Origin of the sequence: Hymenobacter sp. UYP22 (genome assembly GCF_040547285.1) — a bacterium.
GTDB lineage: Bacteria > Bacteroidota > Bacteroidia > Cytophagales > Hymenobacteraceae > Hymenobacter.
The window spans coordinates 258,980-274,196 of the sequence record NZ_JBEPPK010000003.1; the positions used below are offsets into that span (position 1 = coordinate 258,980).

At 58.4% G+C, this 15,217-nt stretch carries 14 protein-coding genes; 8 read left to right on the plus strand and 6 right to left on the minus strand.

Annotation, left to right across the window (positions count from 1 at the left end):
• The first annotated feature begins 36 nt into the window (after positions 1–36).
• Entirely contained in the window at positions 37–1,464 is a 1,428-nt protein-coding gene (locus ABIB60_RS07340) for a DEAD/DEAH box helicase (RefSeq protein WP_354578832.1), read from the plus strand.
• A 158-nt stretch (positions 1,465–1,622) separates the two neighbouring features.
• Positions 1,623–2,096 carry a hypothetical protein gene (locus ABIB60_RS07345; RefSeq protein WP_354578833.1) on the plus strand — a complete coding sequence of 158 codons (474 nt, stop codon included), beginning with the start codon at positions 1,623–1,625 and terminating at the stop codon, positions 2,094–2,096.
• A gap of 93 nt (positions 2,097–2,189) precedes the next feature.
• On the opposite strand, the gene ABIB60_RS07350 is transcribed toward ABIB60_RS07345, so the two are convergent.
• The 3 genes from ABIB60_RS07350 to ABIB60_RS07360 form a co-directional block, all read right to left on the minus strand.
• A complete protein-coding gene (locus tag ABIB60_RS07350; RefSeq protein ID WP_315996410.1) occupies positions 2,190–2,360 on the minus strand; it encodes a hypothetical protein in 171 nt (56 codons plus the stop codon).
• A 710-nt stretch (positions 2,361–3,070) separates the two neighbouring features.
• Complete coding sequence (locus ABIB60_RS07355) at positions 3,071–3,733, minus strand: helix-turn-helix domain-containing protein (protein WP_354578835.1); 663 nt, start codon at positions 3,731–3,733, stop codon at positions 3,071–3,073.
• A 387-nt stretch (positions 3,734–4,120) separates the two neighbouring features.
• On the minus strand, positions 4,121–5,893 hold the full coding sequence (locus tag ABIB60_RS07360; RefSeq protein WP_354578836.1) for a L,D-transpeptidase family protein: 1,773 nt from the start codon (positions 5,891–5,893) through the stop codon (positions 4,121–4,123).
• A 263-nt stretch (positions 5,894–6,156) separates the two neighbouring features.
• Between ABIB60_RS07360 and ABIB60_RS07365 the strand changes: the two genes are divergently transcribed.
• Together ABIB60_RS07365 and ABIB60_RS07370 are read left to right on the plus strand one after the other, a co-directional pair.
• On the plus strand, positions 6,157–7,983 hold the full coding sequence (locus ABIB60_RS07365; RefSeq protein ID WP_354578837.1) for a M1 family metallopeptidase: 1,827 nt from the start codon (positions 6,157–6,159) through the stop codon (positions 7,981–7,983).
• A 192-nt stretch (positions 7,984–8,175) separates the two neighbouring features.
• On the plus strand, positions 8,176–9,114 hold the full coding sequence (locus ABIB60_RS07370) for a cyanophycinase (RefSeq protein ID WP_354578839.1): 939 nt from the start codon (positions 8,176–8,178) through the stop codon (positions 9,112–9,114).
• Between the two features lie 172 nt (positions 9,115–9,286).
• Here ABIB60_RS07370 and ABIB60_RS07375 read toward each other — a convergent pair whose 3' ends face one another.
• The gene (locus ABIB60_RS07375) at positions 9,287–10,291 is read right to left on the minus strand and encodes an isoaspartyl peptidase/L-asparaginase family protein (RefSeq protein ID WP_354578840.1); all 1,005 of its coding nucleotides are present in this window, start codon (positions 10,289–10,291) and stop codon (positions 9,287–9,289) included.
• A gap of 149 nt (positions 10,292–10,440) precedes the next feature.
• Between ABIB60_RS07375 and ABIB60_RS07380 the strand changes: the two genes are divergently transcribed.
• The 4 genes from ABIB60_RS07380 to ABIB60_RS07395 all read left to right on the plus strand — a co-directional run bounded on the left by ABIB60_RS07380 (position 10,441) and on the right by ABIB60_RS07395 (position 14,015).
• The gene (locus ABIB60_RS07380) at positions 10,441–10,860 is read left to right on the plus strand and encodes a DUF3127 domain-containing protein (protein WP_315996415.1); all 420 of its coding nucleotides are present in this window, start codon (positions 10,441–10,443) and stop codon (positions 10,858–10,860) included.
• Between the two features lie 110 nt (positions 10,861–10,970).
• Positions 10,971–12,296 (plus strand): leucine-rich repeat-containing protein kinase family protein, encoded by a 1,326-nt coding sequence (locus ABIB60_RS07385; RefSeq protein ID WP_354578841.1) that lies wholly within the window; start codon positions 10,971–10,973, stop codon positions 12,294–12,296.
• Between the two features lie 107 nt (positions 12,297–12,403).
• Positions 12,404–13,279, plus strand: a complete 876-nt coding sequence (locus ABIB60_RS07390; protein ID WP_354578842.1) for an SDR family oxidoreductase — start codon at positions 12,404–12,406, stop codon at positions 13,277–13,279.
• 106 nt (positions 13,280–13,385) lie between these two features.
• Positions 13,386–14,015 carry an AlbA family DNA-binding domain-containing protein gene (locus ABIB60_RS07395; RefSeq protein WP_354578843.1) on the plus strand — a complete coding sequence of 210 codons (630 nt, stop codon included), beginning with the start codon at positions 13,386–13,388 and terminating at the stop codon, positions 14,013–14,015.
• On the opposite strand, the gene ABIB60_RS07400 is transcribed toward ABIB60_RS07395, so the two are convergent.
• Together ABIB60_RS07400 and ABIB60_RS07405 are read right to left on the minus strand one after the other, a co-directional pair.
• The gene (locus ABIB60_RS07400) at positions 14,003–14,401 is read right to left on the minus strand and encodes a VOC family protein (protein ID WP_354578844.1); all 399 of its coding nucleotides are present in this window, start codon (positions 14,399–14,401) and stop codon (positions 14,003–14,005) included. The two genes, ABIB60_RS07395 and ABIB60_RS07400, sit on opposite strands and share 13 nt — an antisense overlap.
• Positions 14,402–14,655: 254 nt before the next feature.
• Positions 14,656–15,186 (minus strand): DinB family protein, encoded by a 531-nt coding sequence (locus tag ABIB60_RS07405; RefSeq protein WP_354578846.1) that lies wholly within the window; start codon positions 15,184–15,186, stop codon positions 14,656–14,658.
• Positions 15,187–15,217: the final 31 nt, after the last annotated feature.

Sequence of the window (15,217 nt, forward strand, 5' to 3'; positions counted from 1 at the left end):
CTCCGCGGCCCGAGCGGCCCGGCTTTTTCCCCCTCGATGTCGTTCGACGAACTCAACCTGATTGAGCCCATCCTGAGTGCTTTGCACGAGGAAGGCTACGTTACCCCCACGCCTATTCAGCAGCAGGCCATTCCGCAAGTGCTGGAAGGCCACGATTTGCTGGGCATTGCCCAAACCGGCACCGGCAAAACGGCCGCCTTTACGGTTCCCATTCTTCAGATTCTGCACCAGACGGCTCAGGTAGAGCGCCACGCGCCCGGCCGCATCCGTTGCCTGGTGCTCACGCCTACCCGCGAGCTGGCCATTCAAATTGGTGAAAGTTTCCGGGCTTACGGCCGTCACCTGCCCAAGCTACGCTCCACCGTTATTTTCGGGGGCGTAGGCCAGCACCCGCAGGTGCAGGCCCTCAAGCGCGGCGTGGAAGTGCTCATTGCCACGCCCGGCCGCCTGCTCGACCTCATGAACCAGGGCTTCATCGACCTGCGCAATATTGAGGTGTTTGTGCTGGATGAAGCCGACCGCATGCTGGACATGGGCTTCATCCACGATATCAAGCGGATTCTGCCCAAGCTGCCCAAGCAGCGCCAGACGCTGTTTTTCTCGGCTACCATGCCCGGCCAAATACAGGAGCTGGCCAACAGCATCCTGCGCCCCAACCCGGTGAAAGTGACGGTTACGCCCGTGTCAAGCACGGCCGATACCGTAACCCAGGCCGTGTATATGGTGGAGAAAAACGACAAGCCCGACCTGCTGGAGCACGTACTTAAGGACAAAGCCATCCGGCGGGTGCTGGTATTCACGCGTACTAAGCACGGGGCCGATAAAGTGGTCCGGACCCTGGAAAAAGCCAACATCAAGGCCGAAGCCATCCACGGCAATAAGTCGCAGAACCACCGGCAGCGCGCCCTGAGCAACTTCAAGGCGGGCGCTACCCGCGTACTGGTGGCTACCGATATTGCCGCCCGGGGCATTGACGTGGACGAGCTGACCCACGTGGTGAACTACGAAATTCCCAACGAGCCCGAAACCTACGTGCACCGCATTGGCCGCACCGGCCGCGCCGGCGCCGATGGTACGGCCCTGTCCTTCTGCGAGGACGAGGAACGGGCTTACCTGCAGGATATCCAGAAGCTGATTCGGCGGCAGATACCCGTCATTGAGGACCACCCCTACTTCTCTGCCGCCGTGGCACCGGTACCTCTTTCTGGTGGCCCCGCCATCAAGCGTCCCAAGGGCCCGGCAGGTCGTCCGGCCCGCCCCGGCCGGGGGCAACAAGGTGGCGGCGAGGGTGGCCGCCGCGAGGCGGGCGGGCAAGCCCGCTCCTCTGAACGCTCCGCAGCTTCCGGTGGCCGGGAAGGCCAGCGCAATAATTCAGCAGGCGGTCAGGCGGGCGGAGGACGCCCGGCGGCCGGCAACGATGCTACTGGCCGAAGCGGCCGGCGGTCCTTCCGGGGTAACCGGTAGGCCCTGGCTCTTATTTTTCTTTCTCCAACGCGGCGCAGCTACTTATATAGCTGCGCCGCATTGGTGTAACGGAGGTAGGCGTAGTAGGCTGGCGTTGAAACAAAAGCCGTGGTTTGTGGCTTTATGAGAGGTAAGTGACACCCATTATTTCCTCTTCTATGGCCCACTCCACTCTTCCCGTCATTCAGGCCCTGCGTACCACGGCGCAACGGCTAGCCACGGAAGCCCCGTACGAATGGGGCCACATGGGCAGCTGCAACTGCGGGCACCTGGCCCAAACCGTTACGGCCCTGCCCAAGGGCGAAATCCATGCCCGCGCCATGCAGCGCTACGGCGACTGGGACCAGCAGTTGCGCGACTACTGCCCTACCAGCGGCCTGCCCATTGATGAAACTATTGATGCCATGCTGGCCCTGGGGTTCAGCCGCCAAGACCTGGCACACCTAGAGCGACTCTCCGACCCCGTTATTCGGGCGGCCATCCCGTTTGAGCGCCGCAATGCGCTACGCCATAACCAGCGCGACGACGTGGTGCTCTACCTGCGGACGTGGGCCTCTTTGCTCGAAGCGGAGTTGATAGATAAGCTCCCCCTGCCTGACTTCACCCCGGCCCGGCTGGTTGAGGCGGTGTAGAGGCCAGTTGAAAATAGCAGCACGCACAAAAGCCCCGTCGGTTTGCACCGGCGGGGCTTTTTAGTATGGTAACTTTTACGAGAAGCTAGTAACCTAGTAGTTCACATCGCTGCGCTGCGCTTCCCGGTACCCCTCGGGGCGGTGGCTGCGCTTATAGGCGGCATCAGCGTTGGGGTCTTTCTCCGCGTCGGGAGCTTGCGAGCAGGACGACAGAAACAACGAGGCGCCAGCGGCGAACAGAAAGAGCAGACGGAAATTTTTCATGGCCCAAAGGTACGCACCGCCTCCAAACGGGGCAAGCCTTTCCGGCGGGCTTATCCTCACCAACCATACTGCCGGAAAATAACATTTGTGTCACATAGTTAAACTAGCCATTGGCTGCCCGCGCCTATTTACAATTATGCACCCCACCTCTCCACTGCGGAAGACTCCTAGTACGCTCTTGAGGAGAATTGCATCTGTAAACAGGCTACACATAGCCCGCTATGCTTCGTATTTCTGCTGTCTTGCCCTTGGCACGTGTAAGCCCTGCGCCTTTTACCTACAACGCAATAATCACTACGCAGAGAGCACCGGAGGACTTATAGCTTTTCAATGATACCTGCGCGTCAAAATATTTAGCATAGCAAACGGGTTTAAGGCTCTAGTTTTCGGTAGATATATTGCTTTTGATAAATATAATCTAACGCATACGACACAACAGTTTGGCCAACTACATAATCATTCACCAACGCTTGATATCCAATTCAATTACTTACTGACTTACAGTTAATTATAAACATATTCAAAGCGATACTAACAATTGGCTTAGCATTGCCTGCATTAGTATAAATACCACTAATAGCACCTTAAATTAACAGATATAAGCAAGCAATAGGCAGGGCGCTCAGGCTTACCCAAAACTCGCAGATTTAGGACCTGACAAATTGCACTCCGCAGCCAAATACTAGCTTACAGTGGGACTTTTTTGCTGCCTATTCCGGCTGATAGTCTGAAAAAGTGCCGTCTTGGTAGAAGATGACGATACGCCGAATGCGCTTGCCTGGCTCAGCCAGGCTTTGGGCAAGCAAAGCGTCAGGAGACGGAACTGCAGCCTTTCCTGCATGACTGGCCTCCGTAACGGCGCGGGAGAAAGGACCACCCACTGATTCCGCTGCTACTGGTGCCGCAGGGGGGGCTATTGCAGGCTGCGGTAACTCTGCCTGCACGGGCAGTTCCACCGGTAATTGCTCCGAGCCCCTTACTGAAGGTTCTGGAGTCTCTGCAAGAGCCAATTTAGCGGGCTCAGGAGCTTCCACAGCTACAGGTGAGGCAGGAAGTGAGGGCACAGCTTCACGCTTGGCAGGAATAGCGGCTTTAGTAATGGACTCCGCCTTCCGCATTCCTCCAGTCCCGGTGAGCAGCCAAGTGGTCGATAGGTCTGGAAAGGCTGACAGAATTTTCTGCACCACCTCCAGGCTAGGCTTATTGCGCCCACTGAGGATATGGCTTATAACTGGCCGTGATACGCCAATAACATCTGCAAATTGGGTAGAAGACAGATGTTGCTCTGACAACAGCAACCGTATCCGGTCAAGCATGGGGAATAGAAATGTATTTACAAATGTAGGAATAATAGTGAGGTCGTAGGCTACCATTATTCGTGGTTAACAAATGGCATCAGCAGTTTACATAGATTACATATGTATCATCTGGCAAATACTGTTTACACATGTTAATACATATGTAAACTAGTCGGCGGCCTATGCTACTTCCTTTAAGTATACAGTACCAGAGGTTCTCAGGGCTTGGTAGATACCATATCAACAGCCGTCGTACTTTCTACCTAGCTCACTAGCCTGACTCATTGGCTCCTCTCCCAGCTTCCCATCGTGTTTGCGGCAAAGACCCAAGCTCAAGTATCGAATACAAGTACGTATTTGAGGCGGAACGTATATCTGATATGGGCACATAAAAAACCGCCCCCACCAACCGGAAAAACCGGGGCGGGGGCGGCTCTAATACAACGGTTGGCCGTTAGCTACCTAGTTGAAATACTCTTTAGCCAGCGCTTTGTCGTGTCCATAGATGTCGTCGCGGAAGTGTACTTTGCCCGCGTCGTCTACCCAGGTGGTGAAGTATACCAAGTACACGGGTAGCTTCTCGGGTAAGGTCACGTACTTCTCCCGGCGTCCCGCAATGGTATCCATAATAGCGGTTCGGTCCCAGCCTAGCTTATCACGCAGCAGGTATTCGGCCAGCTTAATGGGCTCAGCTACCCGCACGCAACCATGGCTGAAGCCGCGCTTGGTTTGGCTGAACAGCTCGTCGTGGGGAGTGTCGTGCAGGTAAATATCATTGGAATTCGGGAAGATAAACTTCACGTCGCCCAGGTCATTTTTGGGACCGGGCCGGCGGCGCAAGGTGTACTTCCAGGTCTTGGGGGTCAGGTTGGCCCAGTCAACCGAGGATGGATCGATGGGCGTGGCCTTGGCACCCCACCCCTTCACAACTTCCATATCCAGGCGGTCGAGGGTGGCCTGGGGGTTGGCGGCCAGCTTCGGCCGGAGCTCTTTGTCGATGATGCTGTAGGGCACATTCCAATAGGGAGCCAGCACCACGAACTCCATTTTGTCGCTGAAAACCGGCGTTGCGTTCAGCGTTTTCCCCACAATTACGGGCATCGTGAAGGCCTCTTTATTGTCTTCCACCACGTGCAGCGTGTACTCCGGAATGTTCACCAGCAGGTAGCTGGCCTCAAACTTTTTCGGAATCCAGCGCCAGCGCTCCATGTTCAGCATGATCTGGTCGATGCGCTGATTAACCGGAATATTGAGTAGGCGCAGGGTTTCGCCCGCTACAATACCGTCGGGCTTCAGGCCATTTTCAGTTTGAAATTCCTTTACTGCTGCTACCAGCTCGGAGTCATATTTTACGGCTGCCGGGGCAACGGTGGCGGGCTGGCCAGGCTTGTTGGATACGGCTACAGTCGGAGTAGCGGTGGCGGCCGTAGCTGCTGGAGCCGCTGCATCCTGGCCTAACAAGCGGGCCCGCAGAGCAGCCACAGCCGGCGAAGCATCCCCTGGTTTCAGGCGGGTACCGGCCGGCAGCGTCGCCCATCCCCCATTGCGCTGAATGGTTCGGTAGTCTGACAGCGCCTTGCGCAGGCGGTCATACTCTGGATGCAGGGGTTCAAAATCGTAGTAGCCGTAGGTGCTTTCCCGCTCCTTGAGAATGGTCATGAGCGCCTTGTGCAGCTTGATTTTGTTGCGCTTGATGTTCCAGTCGATGGCCTTCACCGCGCGCGGATCAACCGTACCTCGGTAAAAATCAGAGGCATAGTTGAAGTACGTGCCCGATAAAGCCACGTCAATCTCCTTTTCCAGGGTATTACGGCGGGTTGAGTCGCCTTGGGCAGCCTCCAGGTCACTGAAGAGCTTATCGAAGTCCTTGGTTTTGTATTCTTTCGGATCTAGTCCTTCGTCGGCGGCTTTGTTGATGACGCCGAGCAGGGTGCGGGCCTGGGGCACCAGCTCGTGGTTACGGAACCAGCCAAGACGGAAGTCTCGCTCCCGGTAAAATTTCTTGGCCCACTCCGTCTGGTCTTTGAACTTGGGCTCGGCGGCCATGTACTTTACAATGTACACGCTGTCAAGCTTAGGCTGCGCGCCGCCGGCTTTGGTGAGGCCGTCGGGCAGGGCGTCTTTCAGCTGCGCCTTCTGATCCTGACTGCAGGACACCGCCGAGGTGCACAGCAGCAGGCCCAGCAGCCAGCAGCAGAAGGTGGTAAAAAAAGTAGGACGGTGGAGTGCGTGCATGAGAGAGAAAAGGCAGGAATGTAACATCAGTACGCTAACTGCCGGTTCCGGAGGAGTTACGGCAGTCAGGGCGTTGTACTGAATTCGGTAGTGCGGAGTTGTCGCGCTGCCTCTTCCGGCCAAAGGGCGCAAGTTAGAGCTTTTGCCTTCACCTTTGTTTATCTGCCAGCTCTACTTTTCCCGTATTGCTAGCAGTGCTCCGAGCAGCCCCCTTTCTACGCTTGGGCGGGGGCAGGCTGTTTTCCTCCTCCTTCCAATCCCTAATGCCTCATCCCCCACTTCCTACCGACCCGCACAGTTACGCTCAGCCCCAAGAGGTCAGCGTGCATCATCTGGCTCTGGAGCTGACCGTAGACTTCGCAGCCCGCGTGCTGCGGGGCACGGCTACCTGGCAGCTCACCCACTCAGCCCCTACTGCCACCGAACTGGTACTCGACACCCGGGGCCTGCATGTTGAGCGGGTAACGGTGAATGACTCCCCGGACGGCGTAGCGTTTACGCTCGGCCCCGAGGACCCAGTTTTGGGCCGGGCATTGTGCATTCCGCTCAGTCCCGCCGCCACTGCCGTCAGCATCCATTACCAGACGGCGCCCGCGGCGGCAGCATTGCAATGGCTCAGCCCCGAGCAAACGGCCGGCCGCCAGCATCCTTTTCTCTTCACCCAGTCCCAAGCCATTCTGGCCCGCACCTGGCTGCCCTGCCAAGACTCGCCTGGGGTACGCTTCACCTATGAGGCCCAGGTACAGGTGCCCGCCCATTTGCTGGCGTTGATGAGTGCCGAGAATCCGCAGGAGCGTGATGCTAATGGCCGTTACCATTTCCGCATGCAGCAGCCCATACCGGCCTACCTCATGGCCCTGGCCGTGGGCGACGTCCAGTTTCAGGCGCTCAGCCCTCGCACGGGCGTGTACGCCGAGCCGGCCACCCTGCTCGTGGCGGCTACTGAGTTTGAAGACCTGGAAAATATGGTGGCCGCCGCCGAGGAACTGTACGGCCCTTACCGCTGGGGGCGCTACGACTTATTGGTGCTACCCCCCTCCTTCCCGTTCGGCGGGATGGAAAATCCCCGGTTAACTTTTGTAACTCCCACTATTCTGGCCGGTGATAAAAGTCTGACCAGCTTAGTTGCCCACGAGCTGGCTCATTCCTGGAGCGGCAACCTGGTTACCAATGCCACCTGGAACGACTTCTGGCTGAATGAGGGATTCACGGTGTACTTTGAGCGACGCATCATGGAGCGCCTTTACGGCCGCCCCTACGCCGATATGCTGCAGGTGCTCGGTCATACGTCTCTGCACCACACTTTACAGGAGCTGGGTTCTGAAAGCCCCGATACCCACCTGCACCTCAACCTGGCCGGCCGCGACCCGGATGAGGGCCTCAACGACATTGCCTACGAAAAGGGGGACTACCTGCTTCTAACTTTGGAGCACCTGGTGGGCCGTCAGGTCCTCGACACTTTTATAAAGGAGTATTTCGCGCGGCACAGCTTCCGGAGCATGGATACCGCCGCGTTTGTGCAGTATCTGCGCCAGGAGTTGCTCAGCCATTACCCGGGCCTGGAGGAAAAGCTGCAACTGGATGCCTGGATATACGGGCCCGGTATTCCGGCCATAGCTCCACCGGTTTCGTCGGAGCGGTTTGCGGCGGTAGACGCGGCAGTGCACAGCTGGCAAGGGGGCACTCCGGCGGCGGAGTTGACTACTCCCGGCTGGAGCAGCCACGAGTGGGTGCACTTCCTGCACGGGCTACCGGCCAGGTTACCGAAGGCACGGCTGGCCGAGTTGGATGCCGCCTTCGGGTTTACTAATTCCGGCAACTCCGAAATTCTGGCGGCGTGGTTTCCGCACACCATCACCGCCGGCTACACTCCCGCCAACGAGGCCCTGCACCACTTTCTGACGCGGGTGGGCCGGCGCAAATTTCTGACCCCACTCTACCGGGCCCTGCTGGCCACACCTGGCGGACCGGAGCGGGCCCAGTCTATTTATGCCCAGGCCCGCCCAAATTACCACGCCGTTGCCTCCGTTACCTTTGATGCTCTGTTGGGCCACCCAGCCGAACAGGCTGGTGTAACCAGGAGCCAGTAGCATACTTTTATGGCTCTGCTGCTTCCCTGAGCTACTGTTGTGCTTGCGGCGGCTGGCCTCTAATCGTTCATTTTTTACGTTCACAAGAAATAGGCGTGGCCCGAAGCTTGCTCCTACCATCCGATTGTACGCCATCGGCCCTGGCACCCCAACTGGGCCACCGCGTTTCTTGTGTCTAAGTTTATTTTCGCCTTGAAAAATCAAAAACCGCTCGGTAAGCTCATTGCTATTGGAGGCAACGAGGACAAGGGCACCTACCCAAACCCCCGCACCAAAAAGAAGTACTATCTCAATTTTTTTGAGCTGGGCATTCTGAAGCGTGTCATTCTGGAATCGGGCAAGGAGGACCCGCAGATTGAGGTGATTACCACGGCCTCTATGATTCCGGAGGAAGTAGCGCGCATTTATCTGTCTTCGTTTACCATGCTTAACTGCAATAATGTGAACATTATGGATATCCGCACCCGCGAAGATGCCCTGCAGCCTCAGTACGTGGAGCGCTTGCGCCGCGCCGATATTGTGATGTTTTCGGGGGGAAATCAGTCCCGCCTCACCGATATGTTCGGCAACACCGAGTTTTTGGCTACGCTCACCCGGCGCTACCACGAAACGCCCAACTTTATTATTGCCGGCACTTCAGCCGGAGCCGTAGCCATGTCCAAAACCATGGTGAAGGGCGGCAGCGTACCGGATGCGCTGATGAAAGGAGCCGTGAAGATGGGCACCGGGCTGGGCTTCCTCGACAACGTAGTCATCGACTCCCACTTCGTGAAGCGGGGCCGCTTTGGTCGCCTGCTGGAAGCGGTGGCCCTGCACCCCAAGCTTATCGGCATTGGACTGGGCGAAGATACGGGTGTGCTTATCACCGAGGGCAATCAGCTGGAGGCCATTGGCTCCAACCTGGTCATCATCATGGACGGGCACAAGCTGGAGCACAACAATGCCGCCGCCGCCAAAAAGGGCGAGGCCATATCCATTGAAAACATGCTGCTGCATGTGCTGGTAAAGGGCAACCTCTACGACGTGACCCAGCGGGAGTTCTACCCGGATTTTAAGCTGCGCCAGCAGGCCGCCGAGTCGGAGCGCCTCACGGCGGGCAAGAGTGCTAACGCCCCGGCACCAGCAGGATAGCCGACTTTAACCAAATGTAAAAAAGCCCTTATTCTAGCTGAATAAGGGCTTTTATAGTTTATCCAAATGCTGCAGGACTGGCTAAAAATGCCTTCATCAATTTGCTGCGCCTACTCCTTATATATACAGCTACCAAAACTGCAGATACTACCCCAAGCTCCACGCTCAGGTTTTAGCCTTTATAAATGGCTACCCAAGGGCTGTTGTCAGCGGAAGTTTGCCAGGCCCGGTACATGCCCTCGGAGTTGAAGGGCAGGGCCACATTGCCGGCGGCATCTACGGCTACCAGGCCCCCCTCCCCGCCTATCGGAGCCAGCTTATCGTGCACCACTATGCGGCAGGCTTCGGCCAGGCTCAGCCCCCGGTATTCCATCAGGCAGCTGATATCATGGGCTACCATGGCCCGCAGGAAAAACTCGCCGTGCCCGGTGCAGCTAATAGCGCAGGTGCGGTTATCGGCAAATGTGCCGCTGCCAATAATAGGCGAGTCGCCGATGCGGGAGAACTGCTTGTTGGTCATGCCGCCGGTGCTGGTGGCGGCGGCCAGGTTGCCTTGCTGGTCGAGGGCCACGGCCCCTACCGTGCCCATTTTCTTTTTAGGGTCTTCGTGCGTAGGGTTGGGGAAGGCGGCAGGCTCAGCTACGGGCGCGGCCGTTTCGGGGTGCAGAGTTTCGGAGTGGTCGAGGCGCATGCGTCCTTCCTGCAGGGCCTCCTGCAGCTGGTCGTAGCGCTGCTGGGTGAAAAAGTACTCCTGGGGATGGGTGGGCAAACCGTGCAGGCGGGCCAACTCATCGGCCCCGGGCCAGGCCAGCAGCACATGCTCGGTTTTCTCCATCACCAAGCGGGCGGCCCGAATAGGGTTCTGCACGGTGCGGGCTCCGGCCACGGCTCCGGCCGCCCGATTGCGGCCATCCATAATGGCGGCGTCCATTTCGTGGTGGCCATCGTGGGTGAACACTGCGCCCCGACCGGCATTAAACAACGGGCAGTCTTCGAGGCTGCGCACGGCCTGCTCCACGGCATCCAGCGCGGCCCCACCCTGCCGGAGCACGCCGTAGCCAGTTTCCAGCGCCGCTTGCAGCGCCTGACGGTACGCGTGTTCTTTTTCGGGGGTCATGAGGGCGGGCGAGATGGTGCCGGCCCCGCCGTGCAGGGCCAGAGCGAAGGGAGCAGTCATGGGCAAAAAAAAGTTGGTGGGTGGGCAAAAACGCAAGGTAAAGGTAGTCAGGCAACGGGCTGGAAATGGCCTAACCCGACAGGAACGAACCGCGTTTTTTTTCGTAGGTTTGGTTTACTGTTTTCAACTCCCCAACATATTTCATTCTTATGGCTTACGAAGCTACCGGCCGCCTGCACGAAATTTTCGACGAACAGCAGGTGAGCGAAAAATTCCGCAAGCGCGAGTTCGTGCTGGAGGTCGTAGACGGCCAGTATCCCGAGCATATCAAGTTCCAGCTGGTGCAGGACAAGACGGCCCTCATCGACTCCTACAAAATTGGCGACGAGGTAAAAATTTCCTTTAATCTGCGGGGCCGTGGGTTCAACAAAAACGGCCAGATGCTGTACTTCACCAACCTGGAGGCCTGGCGCATTGAGTCGGCCGCGGGCGGGGCTTCGGCTCCCCAAGGTGGTGGCTTCCAGCAGCAGGCTCCCCGGGCCGCTGCTCCCGCTCAGAACTCCAACCCCAACCTGCGCGCTTCGGCCGCTCCCATTGCTTCGGACGACGACAACGACCTGCCCTTCTAAGGCGGAACCTAGCCGGCCTTCGGCTACTTAATTCGTTTTTAAAAAAGCCGCTTCTGAAATTCAGAAGCGGCTTTTTACTGCGTTGCTTTTTCAACGCACTCAACCTACTTATGTACACGCTGCAACAACTCCGCGCCGGCGAACTAGCCGGGACTACCCGCCTGGACCTGCGAGAAGGCCTGACTGAGTTTCCCCGGGAAATTTTCGAGCTGGCTGATACGCTGGAAATTCTTAACCTCACGGGTAACGCCCTGCGGGCGCTGCCGGCTGATTTGCCCCGCCTGCGTAAGCTGCGGATTCTGTTCTGCTCCGACAATCAATTTACGGAAGTCCCGTCCGTGCTGGGCCAATGCCCGGAGTTGAGCATGGTAGGTTTTAAGGCCAACCAGATTCACACCCTACCCGGCGAGGCACTGCCGCCCCGGCTCCGCTGGCTGATTCTGACGGATAACCAGCTGACGGCGCTTCCTCCGGAAATTGGCCGCTGCCGGGAACTGCAGAAGCTGATGCTGGCCGGCAACCAACTGCGGGAGTTGCCGCCGGAGCTGGGCCACTGCCACCACTTAGAACTGCTGCGCCTGGCGGCCAATCAGCTTACTGCCCTGCCTGCCTGGCTGCTGCAGCTGCCCCGCCTGAGCTGGCTGGCCTACGCTGGCAACCCGTTCGCGGTGGCGTTTGAAGAAGCCGCATTGGCCCTCTCTCCCATCCGGGAGATTAGCTGGGATGAAATTGAACTGCAGCACGTGCTGGGCGAAGGCGCTTCGGGCGTAATTTCCCAGGCCTCCTGGCAAAACATGCCGGTAGCGGTGAAGCTGTTTAAAGGTGCCGTAACCAGCGACGGTTTGCCGCACAGCGAAATGGTAGCCTGCATTCGGGCCGGCACTCACCCCCACCTGATTCCGGTATTGGGCAAAGTGGTGCGGCATCCGGCTAATGCCGAGGGTTTGGTACTGGAGCTCATCAGCCCGGAGTTTGGCAACCTGGCCGGGCCGCCCAGCTTAAGCACCTGCACCCGCGACGTGTACGGGGCGGACACCACTTTTAGCTTGGCCACCGTAGTACGTATTGCCCAAGGTATTGCCGCAGCTACGGCCCATTTGCACAGCCAGGGCCTTTTGCACGGCGACTTGTACGCGCACAATATCCTGGTTGCCGCGGATGGTACCAGCTTGCTGGGTGACTTTGGGGCCGCGGGTTTCTTTAACCCAGATTCGTCAGCGGCGGCAATGCTGCAGCGCCTGGAAGTGCGGGCCTTTGGCTGCCTGCTGGAGGAGTTGTTGAATCTGTGTTCAGAGGCCACATCCGACAACCCAACTGCTCAGTACTTGCGGTTGTGGCAGCAGCACTGTTTGCAGCCCTTACCAGAAGCGCGGCCGCTGTTTTCGGACATCAACCGGGCGCTGCAAGCCCTGCCGCTCCGGAGCAGCAATGGCTAGCTAACCTTCCGGGGCGGTGCTACGTCTGTATAGGCCGTAGTATATGGCCGGTGTAGTGGTACTTTACCGCTGCTTCCCCTTTCCTTTTTGCCAAACCCATTTTCTGTATGACAACCGTTTCTGTGCTGCCGCTGGCCGGAAAAACTGCCTTGATAACGGGAGCCACCAGCGGCATTGGGCTGGTAACGGCGCGGGAGCTGGCCCGGCGCGGGGCCCGGGTAGTGCTGGTGGGCCGCGACGCCGACAAAGCCGCCCGGGCTCAACAGGCTATTCAGCTGGCGGCCGGCTCCGAGGCGCTGGTGCACGTGAAGTGCTTTGACTTGTCGTTGCTGCGGAACGTGCACCGCCTTGCCGGCGAGATGCACCAGGAATTTGAGAAGCTGGATATCCTGATCAACAACGCCGGCATCATGCCCGGGCATTTCGCCCTTACTGATGAAGGCCACGAGTTGTGCTGGGCTACCAACCACCTAGCTCCGTATGCCCTCACCAACTTGCTGCTGCCCTTGCTGGATGCGGCCGGCCGGGCTCGGGTGGTTACGGTATCCTCGGTGGCCCACTGGGTAGGCGAGATTGAGCCTGACCGGAACGTGCGCAACTCGCCCGATAACTACAGCTGGCTCACTGCCTACGCCGATTCCAAGCTGGCGAATATCTTGTTTACCAGGGAGTTGGCTCACCGTCTCGACCTTACGGGCATTACCGCCAACTGCCTGCACCCCGGCCTGGTGGATACCGGCCTGATGCGCCCCGACACTTCCACCGTAATGAAGGCCCTCTGGTGGTTGGCCCGCCCCGCCATGACGTCTCCGGAACTGGGCGCGCAAACTACTCTGCACCTGGCCACTGCTCCCGAAGTAGCCAGCCAGAGTGGGCGGTATTTTGCCAGTTGTAAGCCCGCGCGCTGCTCTGGCCGGGCCAGCAGTGCCCAGGAGGCCAGCCGCCTCTGGCGTATTTCAGCCGAGGAAACCGGGGTGGAATGAAAGAAAAAGTCAAGGAGCAAAAGTAAAAACAACCCGCGCTTACGTAGGTCCATTGGGTGGCGTATCTGCTTTGACTTGTAACTTTTTCTCCTTGACTTTACTACCCATGACCGAACTGCTGGAACTGATTAAACAGGGGGAAGGAGAGCGGCTGGAGTTCAAGCAGCGCACCACCCACCCTACTCGCATTGCCCGCACGCTGTCGTCGCTGGCCAATACGCACGGAGGACGGGTGCTGGTGGGCGTGGACGACAACGGCCGCGTGGTAGGAGTGCGCGACGTGGAGGAGGAATTGTTTCAGCTCCGCCAGGCGGCCCAACACTACATCGACCCACCTATCCGGCTCCGGTTTCAGGAGGTGGAGGCCGACGATGGCCGGGTCGTACTCATCGTAACCGTGCCGGAAAGCCCCGACAAACCCCACCGCGCCCAAATTGCCGACGGCCAGTGGCAGGCCTATGTGCGGGTGCGCGACGAAAGTGTACTGGCCAGCTCCCTCACCGAGAAGGTGCTAAAGCACCAGGAGCCAACGCCCCAGTTTGAGCGCATCCCATTAAACCGGGAGGAGCTAGCGGTGCTGGAGTACCTGCAGAAGAATCCGCGTATCACGCTAGCGCAGTACATGAAGCTGCTCAACATTGGGCAGCGCCGGGCCTACCGTACCCTCATCAAGCTCACGCTCCACGGCTACATCAAGCACCACGATAAACAGAAGGAAGTGTACTATACGCTCTGAGCTGGCTCCAGCAAATCCCAGAGGTTGCCGTATAAATCGGCGAATACCAACACGGTACCGTAGGGCTCTACCACCGGCGGACGCACAATTCGCACTTCCTGCGCCAACAGACGGGCATAATCCCGGGCGAGGTTATCTGTATAGAGAAACAGGGCCACACGGCCGCCGGTCTGATTGCCGACTACCGCTTGTTGGGCCAGTGTAGCAGCTTTAGCCAGCAACAATTCTGCTCCGCTAGTACCCGGCGGAGCCACCCGCACCCAGCGCTTCTCCGGGCTCAGCAGTGTATCCTCCAGCAGCAAAAACCCCAGCTTTTCCGTGTAGAAGCGGATGGCCTCATCATAGTCGGCCACTACCAGGGTAATAAGGGCTATGCGTTGATGCATTGCAGATATCCTCTAACAAACAAGAGGTTCGCCTGGGGCAGACGAACCTCTCTGGAAACTAGTCCTGCTGACGAGCCTTCGTGGCTTTCTTTTCCTCTTTAGCTGCTTTTTTCTCTTTGGCAGACTTAGCAGGCTCTTTCTTTTTCTCTTTACGGGCGTCTTGTGCTTTTGCCATGATGGGTAGTGGGGGCTGAAGGGTGAATCGGAAGAAATTTAACGTGCCGCTGGTGCTGGGTGTTGTGCCGCGCCCTGGATTATTGCAGGGCCGGCAGGTACCGCTCCCGTAGCAGATTCAGGTGATGGGCCTCGTGGCCGGGCAGGATGTAGGCCAGGGCCCGCACGCTTACCGGCTGCCCGCTGGCTGTACCCTGCCGGGCCACGGCTTCGGCCGTAAACGACTCCAGCAGGCTCAGCGTGGCGGCCCGCACCGCGTCATACTCCGCCAGAATATTGGCAAACGAGCGGGCATCGGCTCCGGAAACGGGTACGTAGTCGTCCTGCTCGAAACCGGGCAACGGCGTGGTGTCGCCCCGGCCGATGCGCAGGGCCCGATAGGCGAAGATGCGCTCTGTATCCAGCATGTGCACCAGGTTTTCCTTAATGCTCCACTTGCCCGGAGCGTACCGGAACGTACCCTGCTCCTCCGTGAGGCCGCCCAGCAGCTGACGCAGCTCCCGGGGCTGGCGGCGCAAGGCGGCTAGCGGGTCTTCGGCAATCAGCTTCACGTAGGTGTGGTAATATGGGGCGTACTCGGTAGCGGCGGGCGAAGTGAAAAAGGTGCTCATAACGGCGAATGTAGCGGAATCCGGGTAATTT